General features: G+C 55.2%; 17 protein-coding genes. 1 reads left to right on the forward strand and 16 read right to left on the reverse strand.

Annotation, left to right across the window (positions count from 1 at the left end; genetic code table 11):
* Positions 1-41: 41 nt before the first annotated feature.
* From fsa to Q3F21_RS02750, 3 genes are all read right to left on the reverse strand, one after another.
* Positions 42-686 (reverse strand): fructose-6-phosphate aldolase, encoded by a 645-nt coding sequence (gene fsa / locus Q3F21_RS02740; protein ID WP_340249911.1) that lies wholly within the window; start codon positions 684-686, stop codon positions 42-44.
* A 15-nt stretch (positions 687-701) separates the two neighbouring features.
* Positions 702-1,556 carry a class II fructose-1,6-bisphosphate aldolase gene (gene fba / locus Q3F21_RS02745; protein WP_340249913.1) on the reverse strand — a complete coding sequence of 285 codons (855 nt, stop codon included), beginning with the start codon at positions 1,554-1,556 and terminating at the stop codon, positions 702-704.
* Positions 1,557-1,657: 101 nt separating this feature from the next.
* Positions 1,658-2,032, reverse strand: a complete 375-nt coding sequence (locus Q3F21_RS02750; protein ID WP_003388454.1) for a response regulator — start codon at positions 2,030-2,032, stop codon at positions 1,658-1,660.
* Between the two features lie 159 nt (positions 2,033-2,191).
* Here Q3F21_RS02750 and Q3F21_RS02755 point away from each other — a divergent pair, with 159 nt between their 5' ends.
* On the forward strand, positions 2,192-2,989 hold the full coding sequence (locus tag Q3F21_RS02755) for a lipid II flippase Amj family protein (RefSeq protein WP_340249916.1): 798 nt from the start codon (positions 2,192-2,194) through the stop codon (positions 2,987-2,989).
* A gap of 110 nt (positions 2,990-3,099) precedes the next feature.
* Here Q3F21_RS02755 and Q3F21_RS02760 read toward each other — a convergent pair whose 3' ends face one another.
* The 13 genes from Q3F21_RS02760 to ablA form a co-directional block, all read right to left on the reverse strand.
* Positions 3,100-4,701, reverse strand: coding sequence for a CTP synthase (locus tag Q3F21_RS02760; protein WP_340249918.1), 1,602 nt, complete (start codon positions 4,699-4,701; stop codon positions 3,100-3,102).
* 213 nt (positions 4,702-4,914) lie between these two features.
* Positions 4,915-5,469, reverse strand: coding sequence for a DNA-directed RNA polymerase subunit delta (gene rpoE, locus Q3F21_RS02765; protein ID WP_340249920.1), 555 nt, complete (start codon positions 5,467-5,469; stop codon positions 4,915-4,917).
* 313 nt (positions 5,470-5,782) lie between these two features.
* Positions 5,783-9,034, reverse strand: a complete 3,252-nt coding sequence (gene icmF / locus Q3F21_RS02770) for a fused isobutyryl-CoA mutase/GTPase IcmF (protein WP_340249922.1) — start codon at positions 9,032-9,034, stop codon at positions 5,783-5,785.
* A gap of 55 nt (positions 9,035-9,089) precedes the next feature.
* Positions 9,090-9,719 (reverse strand): TetR/AcrR family transcriptional regulator, encoded by a 630-nt coding sequence (locus Q3F21_RS02775; RefSeq protein WP_340249924.1) that lies wholly within the window; start codon positions 9,717-9,719, stop codon positions 9,090-9,092.
* A gap of 160 nt (positions 9,720-9,879) precedes the next feature.
* Positions 9,880-10,827, reverse strand: coding sequence for a methylmalonyl Co-A mutase-associated GTPase MeaB (gene meaB / locus Q3F21_RS02780; RefSeq protein WP_340249926.1), 948 nt, complete (start codon positions 10,825-10,827; stop codon positions 9,880-9,882).
* Positions 10,828-10,860: 33 nt separating this feature from the next.
* Complete coding sequence (locus Q3F21_RS02785) at positions 10,861-12,003, reverse strand: acyl-CoA dehydrogenase (RefSeq protein ID WP_340249928.1); 1,143 nt, start codon at positions 12,001-12,003, stop codon at positions 10,861-10,863.
* A 28-nt stretch (positions 12,004-12,031) separates the two neighbouring features.
* On the reverse strand, positions 12,032-13,174 hold the full coding sequence (locus Q3F21_RS02790) for an acyl-CoA dehydrogenase (protein WP_340249930.1): 1,143 nt from the start codon (positions 13,172-13,174) through the stop codon (positions 12,032-12,034).
* Between the two features lie 32 nt (positions 13,175-13,206).
* Positions 13,207-14,058: a 3-hydroxybutyryl-CoA dehydrogenase gene (locus Q3F21_RS02795; RefSeq protein WP_340249932.1), complete on the reverse strand. Its 852-nt coding sequence runs from the start codon at positions 14,056-14,058 to the stop codon at positions 13,207-13,209.
* Positions 14,059-14,076: 18 nt separating this feature from the next.
* Positions 14,077-15,255: an acetyl-CoA C-acetyltransferase gene (locus Q3F21_RS02800; RefSeq protein ID WP_340249934.1), complete on the reverse strand. Its 1,179-nt coding sequence runs from the start codon at positions 15,253-15,255 to the stop codon at positions 14,077-14,079.
* 229 nt (positions 15,256-15,484) lie between these two features.
* Positions 15,485-16,693, reverse strand: coding sequence for a hypothetical protein (locus Q3F21_RS02805; protein WP_340249937.1), 1,209 nt, complete (start codon positions 16,691-16,693; stop codon positions 15,485-15,487).
* Positions 16,684-17,229 (reverse strand): sigma-70 family RNA polymerase sigma factor, encoded by a 546-nt coding sequence (locus tag Q3F21_RS02810; RefSeq protein WP_340249939.1) that lies wholly within the window; start codon positions 17,227-17,229, stop codon positions 16,684-16,686. Before Q3F21_RS02810 ends, Q3F21_RS02805 begins: the two co-directional genes overlap by 10 nt.
* Positions 17,230-17,351: 122 nt before the next feature.
* The gene (locus Q3F21_RS02815) at positions 17,352-19,424 is read right to left on the reverse strand and encodes a heterodisulfide reductase-related iron-sulfur binding cluster (RefSeq protein ID WP_340249941.1); all 2,073 of its coding nucleotides are present in this window, start codon (positions 19,422-19,424) and stop codon (positions 17,352-17,354) included.
* Positions 19,425-19,919: 495 nt separating this feature from the next.
* Complete coding sequence (gene ablA / locus Q3F21_RS02820) at positions 19,920-21,272, reverse strand: lysine 2,3-aminomutase (RefSeq protein WP_340249943.1); 1,353 nt, start codon at positions 21,270-21,272, stop codon at positions 19,920-19,922.
* Between the last annotated feature and the right edge of the window lie 25 nt (positions 21,273-21,297).

Below are 21,297 nucleotides of genomic sequence, written 5' to 3' on the forward strand. Positions count from 1 at the left end.
GGTGCTCTTGTATTTATACGTAATACAACTGCAGTTGGGACTTACTTTTGCATTTTTGCCCAATCAGTCAAAAATTTCTCCAGACCGCTGTCAGTCAACGGATGCGAGATCAGCTGCTGGAATACCTTGTGCGGAATCGTCGCAAAATGGGCTCCGCGACGAGCGGCTTCCGTCACATGGACCGGATGGCGTACAGATGCGGCGATAATTTCTGTCTCGATACCGTGAACAGAGAAAATTTCCGCAATATCTTCAATCAGCTGCATGCCGTCATGACCGATATCGTCGAGACGTCCCAGGAACGGAGAAACATAGGTCGCCCCTGCACGTGCCGCGAGAAGCGCCTGATTGGCGGAAAAGACCAAAGTCACATTGGTGCGAATCTTCCGCTTGGCGAAATACTTGACTGCTTTTAAACCTTCCGCCGTCATCGGAACCTTGACGACGATGTTTTTGGACAAGGAAGCCAGCTTTTCGCCTTCCTCGATCATGCCTTTGGCATCAGTGCTGATGACCTCTGCACTGATAGGGCCGTCTACGATGTCGATAATCTCTTTTAAGGTTTCGATAAAGTCGCGGCCTTCCTTGGCTACGAGAGAAGGGTTGGTCGTGACGCCCGCCACAACGCCCCACTCGTGAATCTCGCGAATTTCACCGACGTTTGCCGTATCAATCAAAAAGCGCATGATGGACCTCCTTAGTTACGCGCGATTGCTGCTGCCGAACAGGCGCATTTTGCCTTTGACGACTTCCTTGATCGCTTCGCGAGCCGGACCGAGATATTTGCGCGGATCGATCTCGTTTGGCTTGGCTGCCAGCACCTTGCGTACTGTTTCCGTGCATGCGACTTGACTTTCTGTATTTACATTGATTTTTCCGACGCCGAGAGAAATCGATTTGACAATCGCTTCATCCGGAACACCGGAACCGCCGTGGAGAACGATCGGGGAACCGATGCTGTTTGCCACCCTTTCGATGATGTCAAAACGGATTTTCGGCTCGCCTTTGTACATGCCGTGGGCTGTTCCGACAGCAATAGCCAGATAGTCTACTTTGGTTTCTTCCCAGAAGCGGATCGCTTCCTCAGGATTTGCAAGAGTAGCGTCTTCTTCGTCAACAGACAAATCGTCTTCTACTCCGCCAATGGTACCGAGCTCGCCTTCAACAGAGACGCCAACCGCACGGGCAGCCTCCACAACCTGTTTCGTCAGGCGAATGTTGTCCTCGAACGAATGGTGAGATCCGTCGAACATCACGGAAGAAAAGCCGGCACGGATACATTTCATGACGATGTCAAAGTTGCTGCCGTGATCGAGGTGCAGCGCAACAGGAACGCCTGAGCGCTCTGCCGCTACTTTGGCGATCGCGACCGTGTAATCCAGTCCCATGTACTTGAGTGCGCCTTCAGACACGCCGAAAATGACCGGGGATTTCTCTTCCATAGCAGCTTCCGTAATCGCTTGCGTAAATTCCAGGTTATTGAGGTTGAACTGACCGACAGCATACTTATGCTTCTTGACGTCTTCGGTAAAAGCGGTCATAGGTACTAGTGGCATATGATAATCCTCCTTAGCAGACTCTGTAACGTGGCTTATTATACCACAGACATCTGCTTGTTAACAGGTACGCTTGTCTTGATACTATTATCCAGTCGGACTTAACAGGCCAACTGCTGATGAACAGCGAGACGAAGCTCGTCAATATCGAACGGCTTGGTGAAGTGTGTCAACGCCCCCAGCTGTGTCGCTTCTTTGATCATGTCCAGCTCGCCGTAGGCAGTCATCATAATGACCTTGATATCCTGATTGATTTTTTTGATGTGCTTTAAAATCTCGATGCCGTCCATCCCCGGGATTTTCATATCGAGAATGACCAGGTCCGGAGACTCCTTTTCGACGATTTCCAGCGCCATTTTTCCGTTGGCCGCCTGGAATGTTTTATAGCCTTCCTTGCCAAGAACCTCGTACAGCAGGATGCGTATGCCGTACTGATCATCGACAACCAACACTTTTTTATCCCGTTTATCCTGCATGTTTCGTCCATCCCCCTGCTTATAAGGCCGTAAACTTTACTAACCTTGATTCGCCTAAATTCAGGAAAATCCTGCTCCTGTCCTCGAAATTTTCCCGCTTGCCCGTATTCGAGTATAATAATTTTCAACCATTCGTATATGTGAGGAGACCCCGCTGTCATGAACATGGTCTGGATCATTTGCCTGTTTACCTTCGTTATCCATACATCCGAGACGCTCTCCTACGCGCTGCGGTACGCTGGCGTACAGACCGGGAGACTGGCCGTTGCGCTCTCCCTGACCGGAATTATCGTCCTCGTCTCGCGAACCTCCAACATGATTCAGGCCCCCTTCACCGGAGGGCTGATCGACCATGCCTCTGCCCAGAATGCGGATGTTCTTCCCTTTCTTCACATGATCATCGGCACCGCTTCATTGGGGACTTTGGCGGCTATTTTGCTGTTTCCGACACTTGTACAGCTTTCCAAACGGCTGATTGCCCATCTGGAGCTGTCAGGCTCGCTGCCCCAAATGCTGCGGACGACTGTTTCCATCCATAGTATCCGTCAGGTCAAGCATCACATACGCTTGCCGCGCCTGCCCGACCTCGCCCGCTTTCGGATCAGGGGCATTCCGTATCGGCTGCTTCTGTTAAACTGCGTCGTCACTGGCATTTACACCATCGGGGTGCTTGCCACTCTCTACGCATCGCTGCTTGTCCCCGAGTTCAAGGCGACCGTCATGTCGGCCTCCGGGACGATCAACGGCATCGCAACGATCATCCTGACCATTTTCATCGACCCTCAGGTGGGACTCTTGACAGACAAGGCGATGCAAGGGCAGGGCGAGATGTCCCATATCCGCGACATCTATTTGGGACTGATGATCTCCCGCTTTTTCGGCACTTTGCTGGCGCAGCTCCTGCTCGTTCCCGCCGCACACTGGGTCGCCTGGATCGCTCCCATGTTTCAGACGTAGTTGGCGGGTGAAACGGGTGCAGCCAAAATTTTCTCGGAACGTGCCGGGCTGCTTGAAGCACGCAAAAACGCACCAGCAAAAATCCGCCGGTGCGTTTTTCTTGTTTCTTCCTATCGCTTGTTGGTCAGAGACGCGTGGACAAAATCGCGGAACAACGGCTGCGGACGGTTCGGACGGGACGTGAACTCCGGATGGAATTGGGTCGCCAGGAACCAAGGGTGATCCGCTATTTCTACGATTTCCACCAAACGGCCGTCCGGAGTCGTACCGGAGAAGCGCATGCCGAGCTGTGCCAGCTGCTCGCGGTAATCGTTGTTTACCTCGTAGCGGTGGCGATGGCGCTCGTACACCATCGTGCTGTTGTACGCACGCTCGGCCAGGCTTCCTTCGAGGACTTTCGTCGGTCCTCGGCCCAGCCGCATGGTACCGCCTTTGTCTTCGATATTTTTTTGCTCCGGCAGCAGGTCGATAACCGGATATTTCGTGTCCGGATTGATTTCGGAGCTGTTGGCTCCGTCCATGCCAGCCACGTGGCGGGCAAATTCGATCACTGAGATTTGCATGCCCAGGCAAATTCCGAGGAACGGGACCTTGTTCTCGCGAGCGTAGCGGGTAGCGGTAATCTTCCCTTCGATACCGCGATCTCCGAAACCGCCCGGTACCAGAATGCCGTCTACATCGCCGAGCAATTCGTGCACGTTTTCCGGAGTGACTTCTTCCGCGCTGACCCATTTGATCTTGATCGCCGAGTCGTTGGCGAAGCCGGCATGGTGCAGAGCCTCTGCTACAGACAGGTAAGCGTCCGGCAATTCGACGTATTTGCCGACAATGGCAATACGGGTTGTCTTGGACAGGTTTTTAATCTTGGCCACGAGTGCTTTCCACTCGGTCATATCCGCCTCCTGGCAGGTGAGCCCGAGGTGACGGCAGACGTAGTCGTCAAGTCCTTGCGCTTGCAGCTGGAGCGGCACATCGTACAACGTTTCCGCGTCCACACACTCGATGACAGCGTTTTTGTCGATGTCGCAGAACAGCGCCAGCTTGTCTTTCATGTCCTGGGACAGCGGCTGCTCTGTACGGGTCACGATGACATTTGGCTGAATGCCCAGGCTGCGCAGTTCTTTTACGCTGTGCTGGGTCGGCTTTGTTTTCATTTCGCCAGCGGCCTTGATAAACGGAACCAGCGTCACGTGAACGTACATCACGTTTTCGCGTCCAATATCGCTCTTGATCTGGCGGATCGCTTCAAGGAACGGGAGGCTCTCGATATCGCCGACGGTTCCGCCGATCTCGGTAATGACTACGTCAGCCCCTGTTTCTTCTCCCGAGCGGAAAATGCGGTCCTTGATTTCGTTGGTGATGTGCGGAATGACCTGTACCGTTCCGCCCAAGTAATCGCCCCGGCGCTCCTTCGCGATTACCGTAGAGTAGATTTTTCCGGTAGTCATGTTGGAGTTGGCGCTCAGGTTGATGTCGATAAAGCGCTCGTAGTGGCCCAGATCGAGGTCCGTCTCCGCCCCGTCATCGGTCACAAATACCTCACCGTGCTGATACGGGCTCATTGTTCCTGGATCGACGTTGATGTATGGGTCACATTTTTGAATCGCAACCTTTAACCCTCTGTTTTTCAGGAGTCTGCCCAGAGAAGCCGCAGTAATCCCTTTTCCCAACGAGGATACGACCCCGCCTGTCACAAAAATGTACTTCGTCATCGTTTTACGTCCCCTCTTTCCCCTGTGTCCTGGATTAGTTGATATTGAGAATGCACGAATGAAGACGGCTCCCAAAAAAGAAAAAACAAAAGCGAGTCCTATCCCGAACAGATCGGGTAGGGGCACTTTTGTTTTGTAGTTTCCCATATAATATCCTTCTTCATGTGAAGCCCAAGGAGTATTTTATCTTGTCTTCCAAGCGTAAGTCAAGAATTATAAATCTTCATTTTCCTCGTCGAAGGTGTCGACAGGATCTTCGTCTGCCAATTCGTCGTCCTCTTCAAAAAGCTCTTCTTCCTCAATCTCCTCATCTTCGTCGAGCTCGGGATCAAGCTCTTCGTCGAGATCGTCCGCATCCTCTTCCACGAACTCTTCTTCTTCTTCGAAAATCGCAATCTCGTCCTCTTCGTATTCCTCGACCAGCTCTTCCTCCGCCTCGTAATCGTCGAAGTCGTCGTCGAGGATAACCTTTTTCTTTTTGCCGCCTTCCTGGGTCTCTTCGACAGTATCCGTCGGGTACCAGCGCTTCAGTCCCCAGTTGTTGTCGCCCAGGCAGACAAAACGGCCGTCAATATTCACTTCGGTATATACTTGAGCGATGATAGCCATTTTTTGCTCTTCGTTCATTCCGCGCAGCTCGGCCAGTTGATCCATCAAATCGCGAAAGTTGTGGGTTTGATTGGTTTCACGCAAAATTTCGTATGCGATATCGACCAAGGCCATTTCGTTTAGTTTTTCACGTTCCAGATGTGCAAGTATTTGACTCACCCAAGGCACGTCCTTTCATTTAGAAAACTTGGGCCACTGTCAAGCTTTCGTGAAGCCGACCGAGCCTTCATGATAACCGGTGCTAACTGATAACCAATTTCATGTCACAGTTAGCCAACAATAAATTGGCTATGATACAGTATTCCTTATTTTAGACGAAAATGCAAGGGATTCAAACGCCGGTTTTGGGCAAATCTCCCGTTGCACGGCAAATACTTGGAAAATGCGGGCAAAACCAAGGGGAAAGCACAGGAAGCGGCTGCCGCCTCGCGAGGGGACAACCGCTTCCACTATGTGTGAAAACCTTTGTCTTTTACATGTTGCGACGGTACTGCCCGCCCACTTCGTACAAAGCGGCGCTGATCTGTCCGAGCGATGCCACCTTCACGGTCTCCATCAGCTCGGCGAAAATATTTCCTCCGTTCATCGCCACTTCCTGCAATTTTTTCAAGGCGGCGGGAGCAACGTCGCGATTGCGCTCCTGGAAGGCACGCAGGTTTTGAATCTGCTGCTCCTTCTCCTCTTCCGTCGCCCGGGCCAGCTCGATTTCGTAGTCATCCTCCGAGGCATTCGGATTGAGGAAGGTGTTGACCCCGATAATCGGCAGCTCCCCGCTGTGCTTTTTCATTTCGTAGTACATCGACTCATCCTGGATTTTGCCGCGCTGATACTGCGTTTCCATCGCACCGAGAACGCCCCCGCGCGAATTCAGCCGCTCAAACTCCTGCAGCACCGCTTCTTCGACCAGATCGGTGAGCTCTTCGATGATGAACGAGCCCTGCAGCGGATTCTCGTTTTTCGCCAGCCCCATTTCCTTGTTGATGATCATCTGGATCGCCATCGCCCGTCGGACGGAATTTTCCGTCGGCGTCGTGATCGCTTCATCGTAGGCATTCGTGTGCAAGGAATTGCAGTTGTCGTAAATGGCGATCAGCGCCTGCAAGGTCGTGCGAATGTCGTTGAAGTCCATCTCCTGGGCGTGCAGGGAGCGGCCCGATGTCTGAATGTGGTACTTTAGCTTTTGGCTGCGCTCGTTGCCGCCGTAGCGGTTTTTCATCACCGTCGCCCAGATGCGGCGGGCGACCCGGCCGATCACCGTATACTCGGGATCGAGGCCGTTTGAGAAGAAAAACGACAGGTTCGGCGCAAAATCGTCGATATGCATACCGCGGCTGAGATAGTATTCCACATACGTAAAGCCGTTCGCCAGCGTAAATGCCAGCTGTGTGATCGGGTTGGCCCCCGCTTCGGCGATATGGTAGCCGGAAATGGAGACAGAGTAGTAATTGCGGACCCTATGATCGATGAAGTACTGCTGGATATCGCCCATCATCCGCAGGGCAAACTCGGTGGAAAAGATGCACGTGTTTTGCCCCTGATCCTCTTTCAAAATGTCGGCCTGGACTGTCCCGCGCACAGTGGAAAGGGTGTATGCCTTGATCTGTTCGAACTCCTCCTGCGTAGGCTGCCGCCCCTCGCGCTGAACGAACTTCTCCACCTGCTGGTCGATCGCCGTATTTATGAATTTGGCCAAAATCATCGGAGCCGGCCCGTTGATCGTCATCGACACAGACGTCGTCGGCGCGCACAAGTCAAAGCCCGCGTACAGCTTTTTCATGTCGTCCAGCGTACAGATGCTGACGCCGCTTGTGCCGATTTTCCCGTAGATGTCCGGCCGGTAATCGGGGTCTTCCCCGTAAAGCGTCACCGAGTCAAATGCGGTGCTGAGCCGCTTGGCCTCGTCATTTTGCGACAGGAAGTGGAAGCGGCGATTGGTCCGCTCCGGAGTTCCCTCGCCCGCAAACTGGCGCTTCGGGTCCTCCCCTTCCCGCTTGAACGGAAACACGCCTGCCGTATACGGATATTCGCCTGGCACGTTTTCCTTGAGCGACCATTTCAAAATTTCGCCCCAATCCTGGAAGTCCGGCAAGCTCACCTTGGATATGCGGGTACCGGACAGCGATTCCGTAAACAGCTTGGTCACGATCTCCTTGTCGCGCACTTTAGTGACGAACTGATCCTGTTTGTACATCTCTTTCAGCTTGGGCCATCTGTCGAGAATCTGCTTGCACTCGGGGTGCAGCTTGCTTTCAAAGTGGGCGATTTGTCTGTCCAGAACTTCAGCCACCTGCCGGGCATCCTCATCTCCGGAGGCGAGCAGCGTCTCCTTGGCCCCGCGAAGCTGGTACAGCTTGCGGGCGATGGCAGACTGCTCCTCGGTGAATTTCCGGTGGCCGCGAACCGTGTTGGCAATTTCCTGCAGGTAGTTGTTCCGCTCTGCCGGAATCAGCGACGGCTTGTGGGTTTTGACCGGAGTCGGATCGAGCTCGGAAACCTCCCAATCCACGCCCGTCTTCTCCACGATTTTGTGCATCAGGGCTGCAAACAGCACATTGGTGCCCGGATCGTTGAACTGGCTGGCGATCGTTCCGTATACGGGAATTTTTTCATCCGGCACTTCAAACAGCTGATGGTTTCGGCGGTATTGCTTGCGCACCTCGCGCAATGCGTCTTCAGAGCCTTTCCGCTCGAATTTGTTGATCGCGATCAGATCGGCAAAGTCGAGCATGTCGATTTTCTCCAGCTGAGATGGTGCACCGAACTCGCTGGTCATGACGTACATCGAGACATCGCACACGTCAGTTACCTGTGCGTCCCCTTGGCCGATTCCGCTCGTTTCCACGATGACGAGATCGAACCCTGCGCTGCGGACTACTCGGATTGCGTCCTTTACTGCAGCAGAGAGCTCGGAGCCGGATTGCCTCGTCGCCAGGCTGCGCATGTAGACGCGAGGTGTGTTGTTCGCGTTCATACGGATACGGTCGCCGAGCAAGGCCCCCCCTGTCTTTTGCTTGGAGGGGTCGACAGAGAGGATTGCCACTGTTTTATCTGCATACGTCCGCAGAAAACGGCGAACCAGCTCATCGGTCAGAGAGCTTTTGCCGGCACCGCCCGTACCGGTTATCCCGAGAACCGGCACTACTCGTTCTGGCTCGGTGAGACGCTCCTCGACAGGCGCGAACAGCTTCGGGTCTTGCACGGCGTACTCCGCCAACGAGATGAGGCGAGCGACAGCCTGATGATTTTGCCGCTGAAGCCCTTCCACTTCATTGGCAAGCTGCTTGACCGTAGGGAAATCGCACTCGCGGATCATGGCGTTGATCATCCCCTGCAGGCCGAGTTTGCGACCGTCATCGGGAGAAAAAATCTTGCACACACCGTACTCTTCCAGCTCCCGTATCTCGCGAGGGACGATGACGCCGCCCCCGCCGCCAAAGAGCCGAATATGCCCAGCGCCGCGTTCTTTTAAAGAATCGACAATATATTTAAAAAATTCAACGTGGCCGCCTTGATAGGAGCTGATGGCAATTCCCTGCACATCCTCCTGGATCGCGGCGGTCACAATATCATTCACGGATCGGTTATGCCCGAGGTGGATTACTTCCACCCCGGACGACTGCAAAATACGGCGCATAATATTAATCGATGCGTCGTGACCGTCATACAGGCTGGCTGCGGTGACAAAACGAACCTTGTTTTGCGGGCGATACACTTCTGTTTCCATCGCTTCACTCTCCCCGGAAAATCAAGTGACGCGCTCACCGAGCAGGTGCGAAAGACTACTCGGAAACGCTGATCTCGCGCAGAAGCAATGCCGTCTGTTTCTCCGTGTACTCCTCCAGCGTATAGTGGCGCTTTAGCGCCCAGCGGCGGAATACCCACATCTCTCCGAGCACCATGATGTTGTCTGCCATCAGTTTCACGTGTTTTTCATCGATGCCGATGGAGCCGTCGGCAATGCCTTTGCGCAGTATCTCTTCAAAGATTTGCGAGATTTCTTCCTCCCGCCTCAGCACGTAGCGAAGCGTTTCTTTCGGCAATGACTTGGACTCTTGATAAATCAAGAGGACGCGGTCGCTCATCTGATCCATCACGCGGAAAAAGCTGCGCAAGGCCAGCTTCAGGTTTTTCAGGCCCGTTCCGTTGAAGGTGATGGCCTCCCGCAGACGGCTTTCCACCTCTCCGTGGATCGCGTCGCATACCAGATACAGCACGTCTTCCTTTGATTCGATATATTCATACAGGGTGCCGATGCTGAAACCGGACGCCCGGGCGATTTCACGCGTCGTTGTTTTGTGGAACCCCTTGTTGATGAACAGGTCGACGGCAGCCTCAATAATCTGCTCGCGCCTTTTCTCGATCAGCTTGGGGTCCTTCACTAGCGACGGTATGTTTTTCTTCTTCTCCACGACATATCCACCTTTCCAACCGACTGAGCGTTTGGTCAGACAACATTTGGAAAAAGAAAGACCAAACGCGCTCTCTCTATGTTGATATCCACGTTATTATACGCCTGGAGAGCGCGGAAAGCCAATCTTTCTTTTTCCTGTCCGCAAGGTCCTTGTCTTTTCAGGATTTTTGCCCCCACCATTGAAGGATGATTCGTTCGGCGGCGCTGTACGGGTCGTCCGCGCGGGCAGCCACCCGCTCCAGCGCTTCAGCGTGCTGACCGCTCCGAATTCCGGCTTGCAGCCGTTGAAAGAGACGATCCCGGACGATATCCAGCACCTCGTCTCGGAGATGGCGCGAACGGCGGGTATCCGCCTCGCCGGACTGGCGCAGGAACTGCTGGTGGCGGTCTATCTCCTGCCACAAGTCAGCCATCCCCTGCCCGCTGGTGGAAACCGTCTTTACGATCGGCGGGCGCCAGGGAGCGTCGTGCTTGGCAAGGTCGAGCATTTGCTCCACTTCAATTTGCAGCTTTTCTGTACCCGGCAGATCCGCCTTGTTGATGACAAACAAGTCTGCAATCTCCATGATGCCTGCCTTGAACGCCTGCACAGAGTCTCCTCCGCCGGGATTGAGCACCACCGCTGTCGTATCGGCAATGCTCATCACGTCCAGCTCGGATTGGCCTACTCCGACCGTTTCGATCAGAACTACGTCACAGCCGTAGGCGTCGAGCACCCGCACAGCGTCCCGGGTATTGGCCGAAAGACCGCCGAGGCTGCCGCGCGTTCCCATGCTGCGGATGAAAACCCCTTTGTCCAACGCGTGATTTTGCATCCGCACGCGGTCGCCCAGCAGCGCCCCTCCGGTAAACGGACTGGTTGGATCGACGGCGACCACGCCGATCGTCATCTTCATCGAGCGCAGATAACCGATCAGGCAGTCGACCAGCGAGCTTTTGCCGGCCCCCGGAGAACCCGTGATGCCGATCAGCCTTGCTCTGCCGGTATGGGGAAAGAGCTCCTTCAAAATTTGGTTGCGCTCCGGATAGTCGTTTTCGATGCAGGTGATGGCCCGAGCTGCCCCGCGCACATCTCCCGCGAGAATCCGTCTAGTGATTTCGTGCATGAAACGCCCTCATCTCACCTGAGTACTGTCGCCCTACTCTTTCAGCAGGTAGTTGCTGATTACGACGCGCTGAATTTCGTTGGTTCCTTCGTAGATTTGCGTGATTTTCGCATCGCGCATGAAGCGTTCGACCGGGTACTCGCGGGTGTAGCCGTAGCCGCCAAATACTTGAACAGCCTCGGTTGTGACCTCCATGGCGATATCGCCGGCGAACAGTTTGGACATGGCCGACGCTTTTCCGTAAGGCAGGCCTTGATCCTCCAGCCAGGCAGCCTGATAGGTCAACAGGCGGGCCGCTTCGATCTTGGTCGCCATATCCGCCAGCTTGAACTGAATCGCCTGCAAAGCCGCGATCGGCTTGCCGAACTGGTTGCGCTCCCTGGCGTAGTCGCGGGCGTGTTCAAAGGCGCCCTGGGCGATTCCCAACGCCTGGGCAGCGATGCCGTTGCGTCCGCCGTCCAGCGTCATCATCGCGATCTTGAAGCCCTGCCCCTCTTCGCCCAGCCTGTTTTCAAGCGGCACCCGCACATCTTCGAAGTTGACAGCGAGCGTCGGCGAGGAACGAATCCCCAGTTTTTTTTCCTTTTTGCCCATCGTGAAGCCTTCCATACCTTTTTCGACGATAAAGGCGGTAATCCCTTTGTGCTTCAGCTCCGGCTGGGTCACGGCGAAGACGATGTAGATTTCCGCTTCCCCGGCGTTCGTAATGAAAATCTTGCTGCCGTTCAGCACGTAGTGATCGCCGTCACGAACGGCAGTGGTCCGCATTCCCGCGGAGTCGGAGCCGGACCCGGGTTCAGTCAGACAGTACGCGCCCATCTTCTTGCCTTCCGCCAGCGGACGCAAAAACCGCTGCTTTTGCTCCTCTGTGCCAAATTTGAAAAGCGGCCAGCTCGCCAGCGAAACGTGTGCCGACAGCGTAACGCCGATGGAAGCGTCTACCCGTGACAGCTCCTCTACGGCAATCACATAGCTGAGGTAATCGGCTCCGGCGCCGCCGTACTGCTCCGGCCACGGAATGCCGGCGAGTCCAAGCTCGGCCATTTGCTCAAAAATCGCCCGGTCAAACCGCTCTTCCTCATCCCGCTCTGCCGCTGTGGGAGCTACCTGCGTCTCGGCAAAATCGCGAATCATCTTGCGCAGCATCTCTTGTTCTTCGGTCAATTGAAAGTTCATGGATTCCACTCCCTCGCGTCTCATTGTACTAGTCGCACAGCAAATGCTTGGCGATCACGATGCGCTGAATCTCGTTGGTTCCCTCGTAAATTTGCGACACCTTGGCGTCGCGGAACAGCCTTTCAACCGGATACTCGCGGGTGTAGCCGTACCCGCCGAAAATCTGGACGGCCTCCACAGCGAGCTTCATGGCCGCATCGGAGGCAAATTTTTTCGCCATCGACGCCTCCATGCCGCAGAGAAGTCCCTTGCTGCGCAAATCGGCGGCTCGATACACGAGCAGTCTGGCCGCTTCGGCCGTCGTCGCCATATCGGCCAGCTTGAAGGCGATCGCTTGCTGCTGGATGATCGGCCGTCCGAATTGCTGGCGCTCCCTGGCGTACTGCGTGGCGTACTCCAGGGCAGCCTCGGCGACCCCCAAAGCCTGGGCGGCAATGCCGATCCGGCCCACATCGAGATTCGCCATCGCGATAGTGAAACCGTCTCCTTCTTTGCCCAGCAAGTTCTCCGCCGGAACGCGGGCGTTGTCAAATATCAGCTCGGTCGTACTCGATCCGTGCAGCCCCATTTTCTTTTCCTTTTTCCCGACCGCAAAGCCGGGAGTGTTTTTATCCACGATAAAGGCGGAGATTCCCCTCGTGCCCACGGAAGGGTCGGTGACGGCAAAGGCGATGTAGACATCGGCTTCTCCGCCGTTGGTGATAAATACCTTGTTGCCATTTAAAACAAAGGCGTCACCGTCCCGGACTGCCGAGGTTCGAATGCGGCCGGCGTCCGATCCCGCATGCGGCTCGGTCAGGGCAAATGCCCCGAGCATTTTGCCCGTTGCGAGCTGCGGCACGTACTTGCGCTTTTGCTCGTCAGTGCCGAAGTACAGGATCGGGTTCGTGCACACTGACGTATGCACGGACAAAATGACCCCGACTGTTGCGCTCACTTTGGAAATCTCATGAATCGCCAGAATATACGACTGAAAATCAGCCCCTGCACCGCCCCATTCTTCCGGAATGGGGATGCCCATCAACCCGATCTCCCCCATCTTTTTCACGATGTCGCGGGGGAACTTTTCCGTCTCTTCCATAACGGGAACGAATGGAGCAATTTCCTTCTGGGCAAAATCGCGTACCATGCGGCGCATCATGTCCTGTTCTTCGTTGAATCGAAAATCCATGTCAGTCCTGCCTTTCCCTCTTATGAGTACGCTCAGTTGTAAACGTAGAAGCCCCGACCGGATTTTTTGCCCAGCCAGCCTGCTTTCACATACTTGCGAAGCAGCGGGCATGGGCGGTATTTCGAGTCGCCGAAGCCTTCGTACAGTACCTCCATGATGTACAGACACGTATCAAGCCCGATAAAATCGGCAAGGGTGAGCGGCCCCATCGGGTGGTTCATCCCCAGCTTCATCACTTCATCGACAGCTTCAGGCGTCGCCACGCCCTCGTACACGCAATAGATCGCTTCATTGATCATCGGCATCAAGACGCGGTTGGAAACAAAGCCGGGAAAGTCGTTGACGCTCACAGGCACCTTGTCCATCTGTTTGGACAAATCCTCCGTCAGCTGGTACACCTCGTCCGCCGTCTGAAGTCCGCGAATAATCTCCACCAGCTTCATGACCGGCACGGGATTCATGAAGTGCATGCCAATCACTTTTTCGGGACGCTTGGTCACAGCCGCAATTTCCGTAATCGGCAGCGAAGAGGTGTTGGAGGCGAGAACCGTATGCGCCGGGCATACCTCATCCAGCTTTTTGAAGATTTCCGACTTCACAGCCATGTTTTCCGTCACGGCTTCCACCACAAAGTCCGCTTCCCGGCCGTCAGCCAGGTTGGCAGAAAGCTTGATACGGCTGAGAATCGCTGCTTTTTCCGCTTCGTCCATCCGTCCCTTTTCCACATTGCGGGACAGGTTTTTATTGATCGTCGAAAGGCCGCGCTCCACAAACTCCTGTTTGACGTCACTCAGAATCACCTGGAAGCCGGCCTGCGCCGATACCTGGGCGATTCCGCTGCCCATCTGTCCTGCTCCCACGACCATGATCGTTTGTACGTTCATATCCACGCCTCCGTTCGCCTATTCCACTTTTATCAAAATCGCGTCTCCCTGGGCTGCCCCGCTGCAGATCGCCGCGATTCCGAGTCCGCCGCCCCGCCGCCTGAGCTCGTAGGCAAGATGAAGGACAATTCTCGCGCCGCTGGCTCCGATCGGATGGCCGAAGGCGATGGCTCCACCGTTTACGTTTACCTTTTCCTCATCCCAGCCGACGATCTTTCCGCTGATCAACGTGACAGCGGCAAATGCTTCGTTGACTTCAAACAATTCAATCTCTTCCAGGCGGGTTCCCGTCTTTTCCAGCAGCTTCTGGATCGCCAGCCCCGGCGTCGTGGCGATGTAAGGGGCTTCGGCTCCCACCTGCGCGTGTCCGAGAATGGTCGCAAGCGGCTTGATCCCCGCCTCGGCTGCCCTCTCCTCAGACATCAGCACCATCGCCGCCGCGCCGTCGTTGATTCCCGGAGCGTTGCCCGCCGTGATGGTTCCGTCCTTTTTGTAAACGGGAGGCAGCTTCGCAAGACCTTCCAGCGTCGTATCGGGCCTCGGGGCCTCGTCACGGGTGACCGGGAGCGGCTCGCCCTTTCGCTGGGGAACGGGTACCGAAACGATCTCTTCGTCGAACAATCCGGCGCTCATCGCCTGCGCGGCCCGCTGCTGGCTGCGGTACGCCCAGCGGTCCTGCTCCTCGCGCGTAATACCGTACTCTTCCGCGACATTGCTGCCGTGAATCGCCATCGGCACCTGATCGAACGGACAGGTAAGGCCGTCGTGCATCATCAAATCCTGCACAGCGGCGTCCCCCATCCGCAGCCCGTATCTCGCTCCAGCCAGCGCGTAAGGGGCGTTGCTCATGCTTTCCATGCCGCCCGCCACGATCATCTGTCCGTCGCCTGCGCGGATAATCTGGTCGCCCATCGCAATCGCCCGCATGCCCGACGCGCATACCTTGTTGATCGTCTGGCTGGCTACGCTCCACGGCACACCGGCCTTGCGCGCAGCCTGGCGGGAAGGGACTTGCCCTGCTCCAGCCTGCACGACCATCCCCATAATCACCTCATCGGCCTGCTCCCCGGATACGCCGGATCGCTCCAGCGCTTCCTTGATCACGATCGCGCCCAGGTCTACTGCGGATACATCCTTCAGTGAACCGCCAAGCCTTCCAAACGGGGTACGCGCTCCACTCACAATCACCGTTTTCATCATCCGGTTCCTCCCTGTATGGTGACATCCAGAAAAACAAACTGAACGAGCGGTCGCTCATTTTCTTCTCTCTTCATTTTGCCCCCTTCACTCCGAATAGTCAATGAATATGCAACAGAAAAACTCGATTTTCGTCGAGCCCAAATTACGGAATCAGACGCGTTCCGGAAATTCATGTGGAGAGCGCAAAAAACAAGCCTGACCTATTCGCCGGCCAGGCCTGCTTTCGTCACTGGATCGGCATCCAGCTCACCTTCCAAATCCCCCGCTGGTTTTTGACCAACCGAAAAGGCTGCGCTTCCCGGCCGTCCGAAAACTGCATGTAGACAATCGCTTCTGCCAGGTACACGGGCTTTTGCCCGGGCGGGCTTTCCGGTCTCTGCTCCTTTGTCTCAAAGCCGGTCACGTGCGCCTTCAGATCGGCCAGCCGTTTTTGCATGTTATCCGCTCCGACCGGATCGTTTTTGACATCCTCCAAAAGCTGCTCCAAGGATGGTTTCGCGTCCTCTTCATGATCGGTGTAAAAGGCGTATTGCATTTGGAGATCCCCTTCTCCCTCGGCGAAGAAGTACAGCTTGAGGATGTCGACAGGCCCCAGTCCGTTCAATACTTCATCCTTCTTTGTTTCCATGAATTCAAAATACGTATCCTTCAGTTCGTGGCTGAGGTCAAAAGTTGACGGCGCCTGCTTCTCACTAATATTCTCGCTGCTGATTGTGCCGTTCGGCCGCATCATGTAAAAATGGATGTCGTTTTTCTCTCCCTGTACGTACTGGATCGAGTACAGATAGAGCTTTTTCTCTTTCCACCCGATGAATAAATTGAGGCCGACCTTTCTCGCTTTCAATCCTTGTTCATCCACTACGTATTCCGGTTCTTCCGGTACATATCCGTCTTGTTTAAAAAAACTGATGTTCCAAAATTCATCGGCGCCGCTTTCCAGATCGCCATTGTCATCGACGACGCTGTGGGTAGAATTGATACGCTTCCGTACCTCTTCCTGAGTCAGTCCAATGCGCAAAGCCTCTTTGATCTCCTGCACCTTTTGCCGTATTTCCTCGTCGCTGGGACCGCTCTGCTGTTGAGTGCCCGGCTGTCCGCTGCCTGGGGAAGGTTCCGGACCTGGTGTTTGTGTCGTCCCGGGCGGGAGTGTCGATGGAGAGGGCCCGGCCGGTACTGGCTCAGGAGCCGTCGTCGCCTGTCCGCCTGGAGACAGGCCGGCCGGTTGCCAGGATGAGGCTGCGAATAGCAGGATGGCGGCCAACACTGCTGCTCCAGCTGTATACAGGTAGCGTTCGCCGAACTTTCGTCTGGTTTTTTGGCTGCTGCGCACCTCGCCTAAAATGCGTTCCTCCAGTTCGGAGGTATCGTCTATCTTCCGCAGGATCGTTTGCTCAGCTGTCTGCTTGAATTCCCGCAGTCGTTTTTCTAGCTCCATTCCAATCCCTCCTTTTCCAGCTGTTCCCTCAGCTTTTGACGCGCCCGGTGCAAACGGGTATGGATCGCGCCCGCGGAAATATCGAGGATTTCGGCTATCTCCTCAATCGTCAGCTCTTCATAGTAGTGGAGCACAATCATCTGCCGATGGGTGTACGGCAAGCTCATCACCAGCTTGGCGAAGCGAATGCGCATGTCGCTTTGCAGCACGGCCGATTCCGCATCCCCGACCACCTCCGCATCTACCTCCGGGCAATAGAACAGATGGCGAAAAGACCAGGACCGCAAATATTTTTTTGATTCATTGACAGCGATTTTGTACACCCACGTCTGCATGGAGCTTTCCTCGCGAAAGGAAGAGAGGTTCTTGTACGCTTTGAGAAAGACCTCCTGGGTAATGTCTTCCGCCAGATTTCGGTCTTTGACAATTAAGTAAACCAGCCGCATCACCTTTTTTACATAGCCGCGAATCAAACTTTCAAATACAGCTTCTTTCGTTTTTTCCAACCGAATGTCGGACTGTTCCAGCTTTCTCACTCCCCTCTCCCTTATTGATCCGGCTGCCGATGATTTCTTACATCGAACATACAGGTTTTCGAAAAAAAATCTCCTTGGCCCCTGTTTGAAGGGACAAGGAGATTGCAGGCCTCGCCGATCCGCTAGATGGCATCCGCGAGAATTTCCGCGACATCGCGTGTCTTTACTTGCTCTTCCAGCTCTTTCATTTTGACGCCGTCGTTCATCATCGTCAGGCAGTATGGACAAGCGCTGGCGATGGCTGTCGGCTTGACCTCGAGGGCCTGCTCGGTGCGGGCTACGTTTACCCGCGTTCCTTCGTGCTCCTCCATCCACATCAGGCCGCCGCCGGCGCCGCAGCACATGCTGTCGCAGCCGCTGCGCTTCATCTCGGCGATTTCCACGCCCGGAATGGCCTCCAGTATTTGGCGGGGCCTGTCGTAAATCTCGTTGTAGCGGCCCAGATAACAGGAGTCGTGGTAGGTAATCCGCTCCTTGACTTCCTTCGTCGGCTTGAGGCGGCCTTCGCGCACCCATTCGGCCAGCAGCTCGGAATGATGGTACACCTCGGCGTTTAGGCCAAATTCCGGATACTCGTTTTTAAACGTGTTGAACGCATGCGGATCGCAGGTGACGATCTTTTTCACGCCGTACACCTCAAACAGCGCGATGTTTTCCTGCGCCAGCTGCTGGAACAAAAACTCATTTCCGATGCGGCGAGCCGTATCGCCGGAGTTTTTCTCCTCATTGCCGAGGATGGCAAACTTTACGCCTGCCTCATGCATCAGCTTCACGAACGCCTGGGAAATTTTTTGGCTGCGAATGTCGAAAGAGCCCATCGAGCCTACCCAGAACAGGTATTCAAAGTCTTCCGTGTTTTGCACGGTCGGGACTTCATACTGCCCGTTCAGGCCTTCGATCCACTTCATCCGGTCCTTGCGGTTGATTCCCCACGGATTGCCCTGGCGCTCGATGTTGTTCAAGGCGCGCTGAGCCTCTTGCGGCATGCTGCCCTCGGTCATGACCAGGTAGCGCCGCATGTCGATGATTTTATCCACGTGCTCGTTCATCACCGGGCATTGGTCCTCGCAGTTGCGGCAGGTGGTACAAGCCCACAGCTCCTGCTCGGTAATGACGTCGCCGATCAAATTTTTGTCGTAAATCGCGGCAGCTGTCCCCTCCGCGGCTGCTGCTGTTTCGTTGGCCTGGAACGCCAGCTGGTTTGCCGCCGTACCCGCAAACGCGAAGCTGGGCATCCACGGTGTGCGGGAGGTTACGGCTGCCCCTTTTTCCGTCAGGTGGTCGCGCATCTTGGTGATCAGGTCCATCGGGGAGAGCATTTTGCCCGTGCCGGAGGCGGGACACATATTGGTGCAGCGGCCGCACTCCACACAGGCGTACAAATCGATCAGCTGCGTCTGGGTAAAGTCTTCGATTTTGCCGACGCCGAATACTTCCTGCGTTTCGTCCTCGAAGTCGATGCTCGACAGCTTGCCCGCCGGCCCCAGCTTTTTAAACCAGACGTTGATCGGGGCAAAAATCAGGTGGGCGTGCTTGGACTGCGGCACGTAAACGGCAAAGGCGAGCAGGATCAGCAGGTGCATCCACCAGAAGACGTAGAACAGGGCGGCAGCGGCCGTCTTCGGGATGCCCGCAAATATCACCGCAATGGCGGATGAGATTGGAGCAAAGCCGGACGCTTCATGGCCGAGCCACAGCTGCTCAAAGGCGAGCGACAGCAAAACGGTAGCCATCAGCGTGGAGATGAACAGAAGCACCAGACCCGACTTGAAGCCGCGTTTCAAGCGCTTCAATTTTTCGATATAGCGGCGGTAGAAGGCGTAGCCGACCGCTGCCAGAATCAAAAACGCCGTGATTTCCTGCATTAGGGAAAAGTACTTGTGAGCGCTGCCAAACGGAAGCTCAAAGCCTTTGACCAGCCCTTTGACGATCAGCTCGATCGCCCCGAACTGCAGGATAATAAAGCCGTAAAACATGACGACGTGCATCACGCCGCTCTTCTTGTCCTTGAGCAGCTTCTTGTGAAAGACGACGTTCTCCAGCATCAGGTTGATGCGTGCGCCAAAGTCGTCCTTCACATCCGGCTTTTTCCCCAGCTTGATAAAGAGATACCGGCTGTACACCACATGGCATGCGAGGTACAAACCGTATGCGAGCACCAGAAAAAACGCGATGAGATTGATTAGAGCCAGCACGGTTCTCAGCTCCCCCTTTTTCGTGTTCGACTGTTGTTTTCTATCTTATCAGAACTGACAGAAAAAATGAATGACCATTCACTCATTATTTTTGTCTTTCCTGAAACTTGTCCAGACTGAGCGTTCGTTCAGGATAGCGTATGCACTGATCTTAACACATATGCTCCTGTCTCGTCACCTCCCTTTCTTCTGACGAGACGTTCCAGATGATGGGCGGGGGCAAAGAAAAATAGCCTCGGAGCAAGCGTGCTTGACGGCTTCGCTTTTCCGAGGCGATCTTTGGGGCAAGAGCGGGTCGGTCACTCCCTTTCCGCTCTCAGCTTTGTTTCATCAGTGTCCTGCTTTCGGCTCCCATACTTGTTTCGTCGTCGCGCTTGGCTTCAGTCTCCCGGCGCTTGTTTCTCTGCTGCGGCCCGCTTTAGTCTCCCGACGGTTGTTTCTCCGTCACGGCCGGGTTTTAGTCTCCCGACGCTTGCTTCTCCGTCACGGCTCGCTTTAGTCTCCCGACGCTTGTTTCTCTGCCCCGGCCTGTTTTTTCTCGCGCTGCTCCTGCCGCACGTCGGCCAGCGACTTGACCTTGGTCGCCTTGATCCGCTTGTTGCGAGCCAGACCCGTCGGCTCCAGATTGTCGGCTTCGTCCTTCATCAGCGCCGCAATGCCGACTGCCTTTCCTTTGGCGGCCGCGCAATATTCGCAGTTCGCCTCGTCGTGGGCGTGATACGTCTTCGGCTCCGGATAGGAGGTGATCACACCTTCAAAGTTGCGGAGCACGACTTTGTCAGCCGACTGCGAAACGATGTAGTTCGGCATGACCGGAATTTTGCCGCCGCCGTGCGGAGCGTCCACGACAAAGGTCGGAACGGCATAGCCGGACGTATGGCCGCGCAGATGCTCGATGATCTCGATCCCTTTGCTGACCGGCGCGCGGAAGTGGCCGATCCCCTCAGACAGGTCGCACTGATAGATGTAGTAGGGACGAACACGGATTTTGACCAGATCGTGCACGAGCTTTTTCATCGTGTTCGGACAGTCGTTGATTCCGGCCAGGATAACCGCCTGATTGCCCAGCGGCACGCCCGCGTTCGCCAGCATTTCACAGGCCTGCTTGGCTTCCGGGGTAATCTCCTTGGGGTGGTTGAAGTGCGTATTCAGCCACACCGGATGGTATTTTTTCAAGATGTTGCACAGGTTTTCCGTGATGCGCTGCGGGAATACGACCGGAGCGCGCGTACCGATGCGAATGATCTCCACATGCGGGATTGCCCGCAAATTGCTGATGATGTATTCCAGGATGCGGTCGTTGATCAAGAGGCCGTCTCCGCCGGAGAGCAGCACGTCCCGCACTTCCGGTGTGTTGCGGATGTAGTCGATACAGGCGTCGAGCTGCTTCTTGGGAACACCCATGCCGATCTGGCCGGAGAACCGGCGGCGCGTACAGTAGCGGCAGTACATGGAGCACTGGTTGGTTACGAGAAACAGCACCCGGTCGGGGTAGCGGTGAGTCAGCCCCGGCACCGGCGAATCAGTGTCCTCGTGAAGCGGGTCTTCCATGTCGTATTTCGTCCGGACCATCTCGGAGGAAAGCGGAACGGACTGCATCCGTACCGGATCCTTTGGATCGTCGGGGTCCATCAGCATGGCGTAGTAAGGGGTAATGTTGAGCGGAATGGTCTGGCTGGAGATGCGAACCCCTTCTTCTTCCTCCGGTGTCAGATTAATCACTTGCTTCAATTCGTCCACGGTGCGAATGGTGTGCGTCAATTGCCACATCCAGTCGTTCCATTGTTCCTCCGCAACATCCTTCCACAATTCAATCTGGCGCCAGTCGCGCTTGGTGGCTACCGTCATGTCTGTCATCCCCTCTCATCGCGTG

Source organism: Brevibacillus borstelensis, from assembly GCF_037834415.1.
Lineage (GTDB): Bacteria > Bacillota > Bacilli > Brevibacillales > Brevibacillaceae > Brevibacillus > Brevibacillus borstelensis_A.

What these genes read in the sequence shown, in the direction of transcription:
- Q3F21_RS02755 (WP_340249916.1), top strand. Translation starts at nt 2,192, where the DNA reads ATGAACATGGTCTGGATCATTTGCCTGTTTACCTTCGTTATCCATACA.
- ablA (WP_340249943.1), bottom strand. Translation starts at nt 21,272, where the DNA reads ATGACGGTAGCCACCAAGCGCGACTGGCGCCAGATTGAATTGTGGAAG.
- Q3F21_RS02785 (WP_340249928.1), bottom strand. Translation starts at nt 12,003, where the DNA reads ATGAACTTTCAATTGACCGAAGAACAAGAGATGCTGCGCAAGATGATT.
- Q3F21_RS02805 (WP_340249937.1), bottom strand. Translation starts at nt 16,693, where the DNA reads ATGGAGCTAGAAAAACGACTGCGGGAATTCAAGCAGACAGCTGAGCAA.
- fsa (WP_340249911.1), bottom strand. Translation starts at nt 686, where the DNA reads ATGCGCTTTTTGATTGATACGGCAAACGTCGGTGAAATTCGCGAGATT.
- Q3F21_RS02750 (WP_003388454.1), bottom strand. Translation starts at nt 2,032, where the DNA reads ATGCAGGATAAACGGGATAAAAAAGTGTTGGTTGTCGATGATCAGTAC.
- icmF (WP_340249922.1), bottom strand. Translation starts at nt 9,034, where the DNA reads ATGGAAACAGAAGTGTATCGCCCGCAAAACAAGGTTCGTTTTGTCACC.
- Q3F21_RS02790 (WP_340249930.1), bottom strand. Translation starts at nt 13,174, where the DNA reads ATGGATTTTCGATTCAACGAAGAACAGGACATGATGCGCCGCATGGTA.
- meaB (WP_340249926.1), bottom strand. Translation starts at nt 10,827, where the DNA reads ATGCACGAAATCACTAGACGGATTCTCGCGGGAGATGTGCGCGGGGCA.
- Q3F21_RS02760 (WP_340249918.1), bottom strand. Translation starts at nt 4,701, where the DNA reads ATGACGAAGTACATTTTTGTGACAGGCGGGGTCGTATCCTCGTTGGGA.
- Q3F21_RS02800 (WP_340249934.1), bottom strand. Translation starts at nt 15,255, where the DNA reads ATGAAAACGGTGATTGTGAGTGGAGCGCGTACCCCGTTTGGAAGGCTT.
- Q3F21_RS02795 (WP_340249932.1), bottom strand. Translation starts at nt 14,058, where the DNA reads ATGAACGTACAAACGATCATGGTCGTGGGAGCAGGACAGATGGGCAGC.
- fba (WP_340249913.1), bottom strand. Translation starts at nt 1,556, where the DNA reads ATGCCACTAGTACCTATGACCGCTTTTACCGAAGACGTCAAGAAGCAT.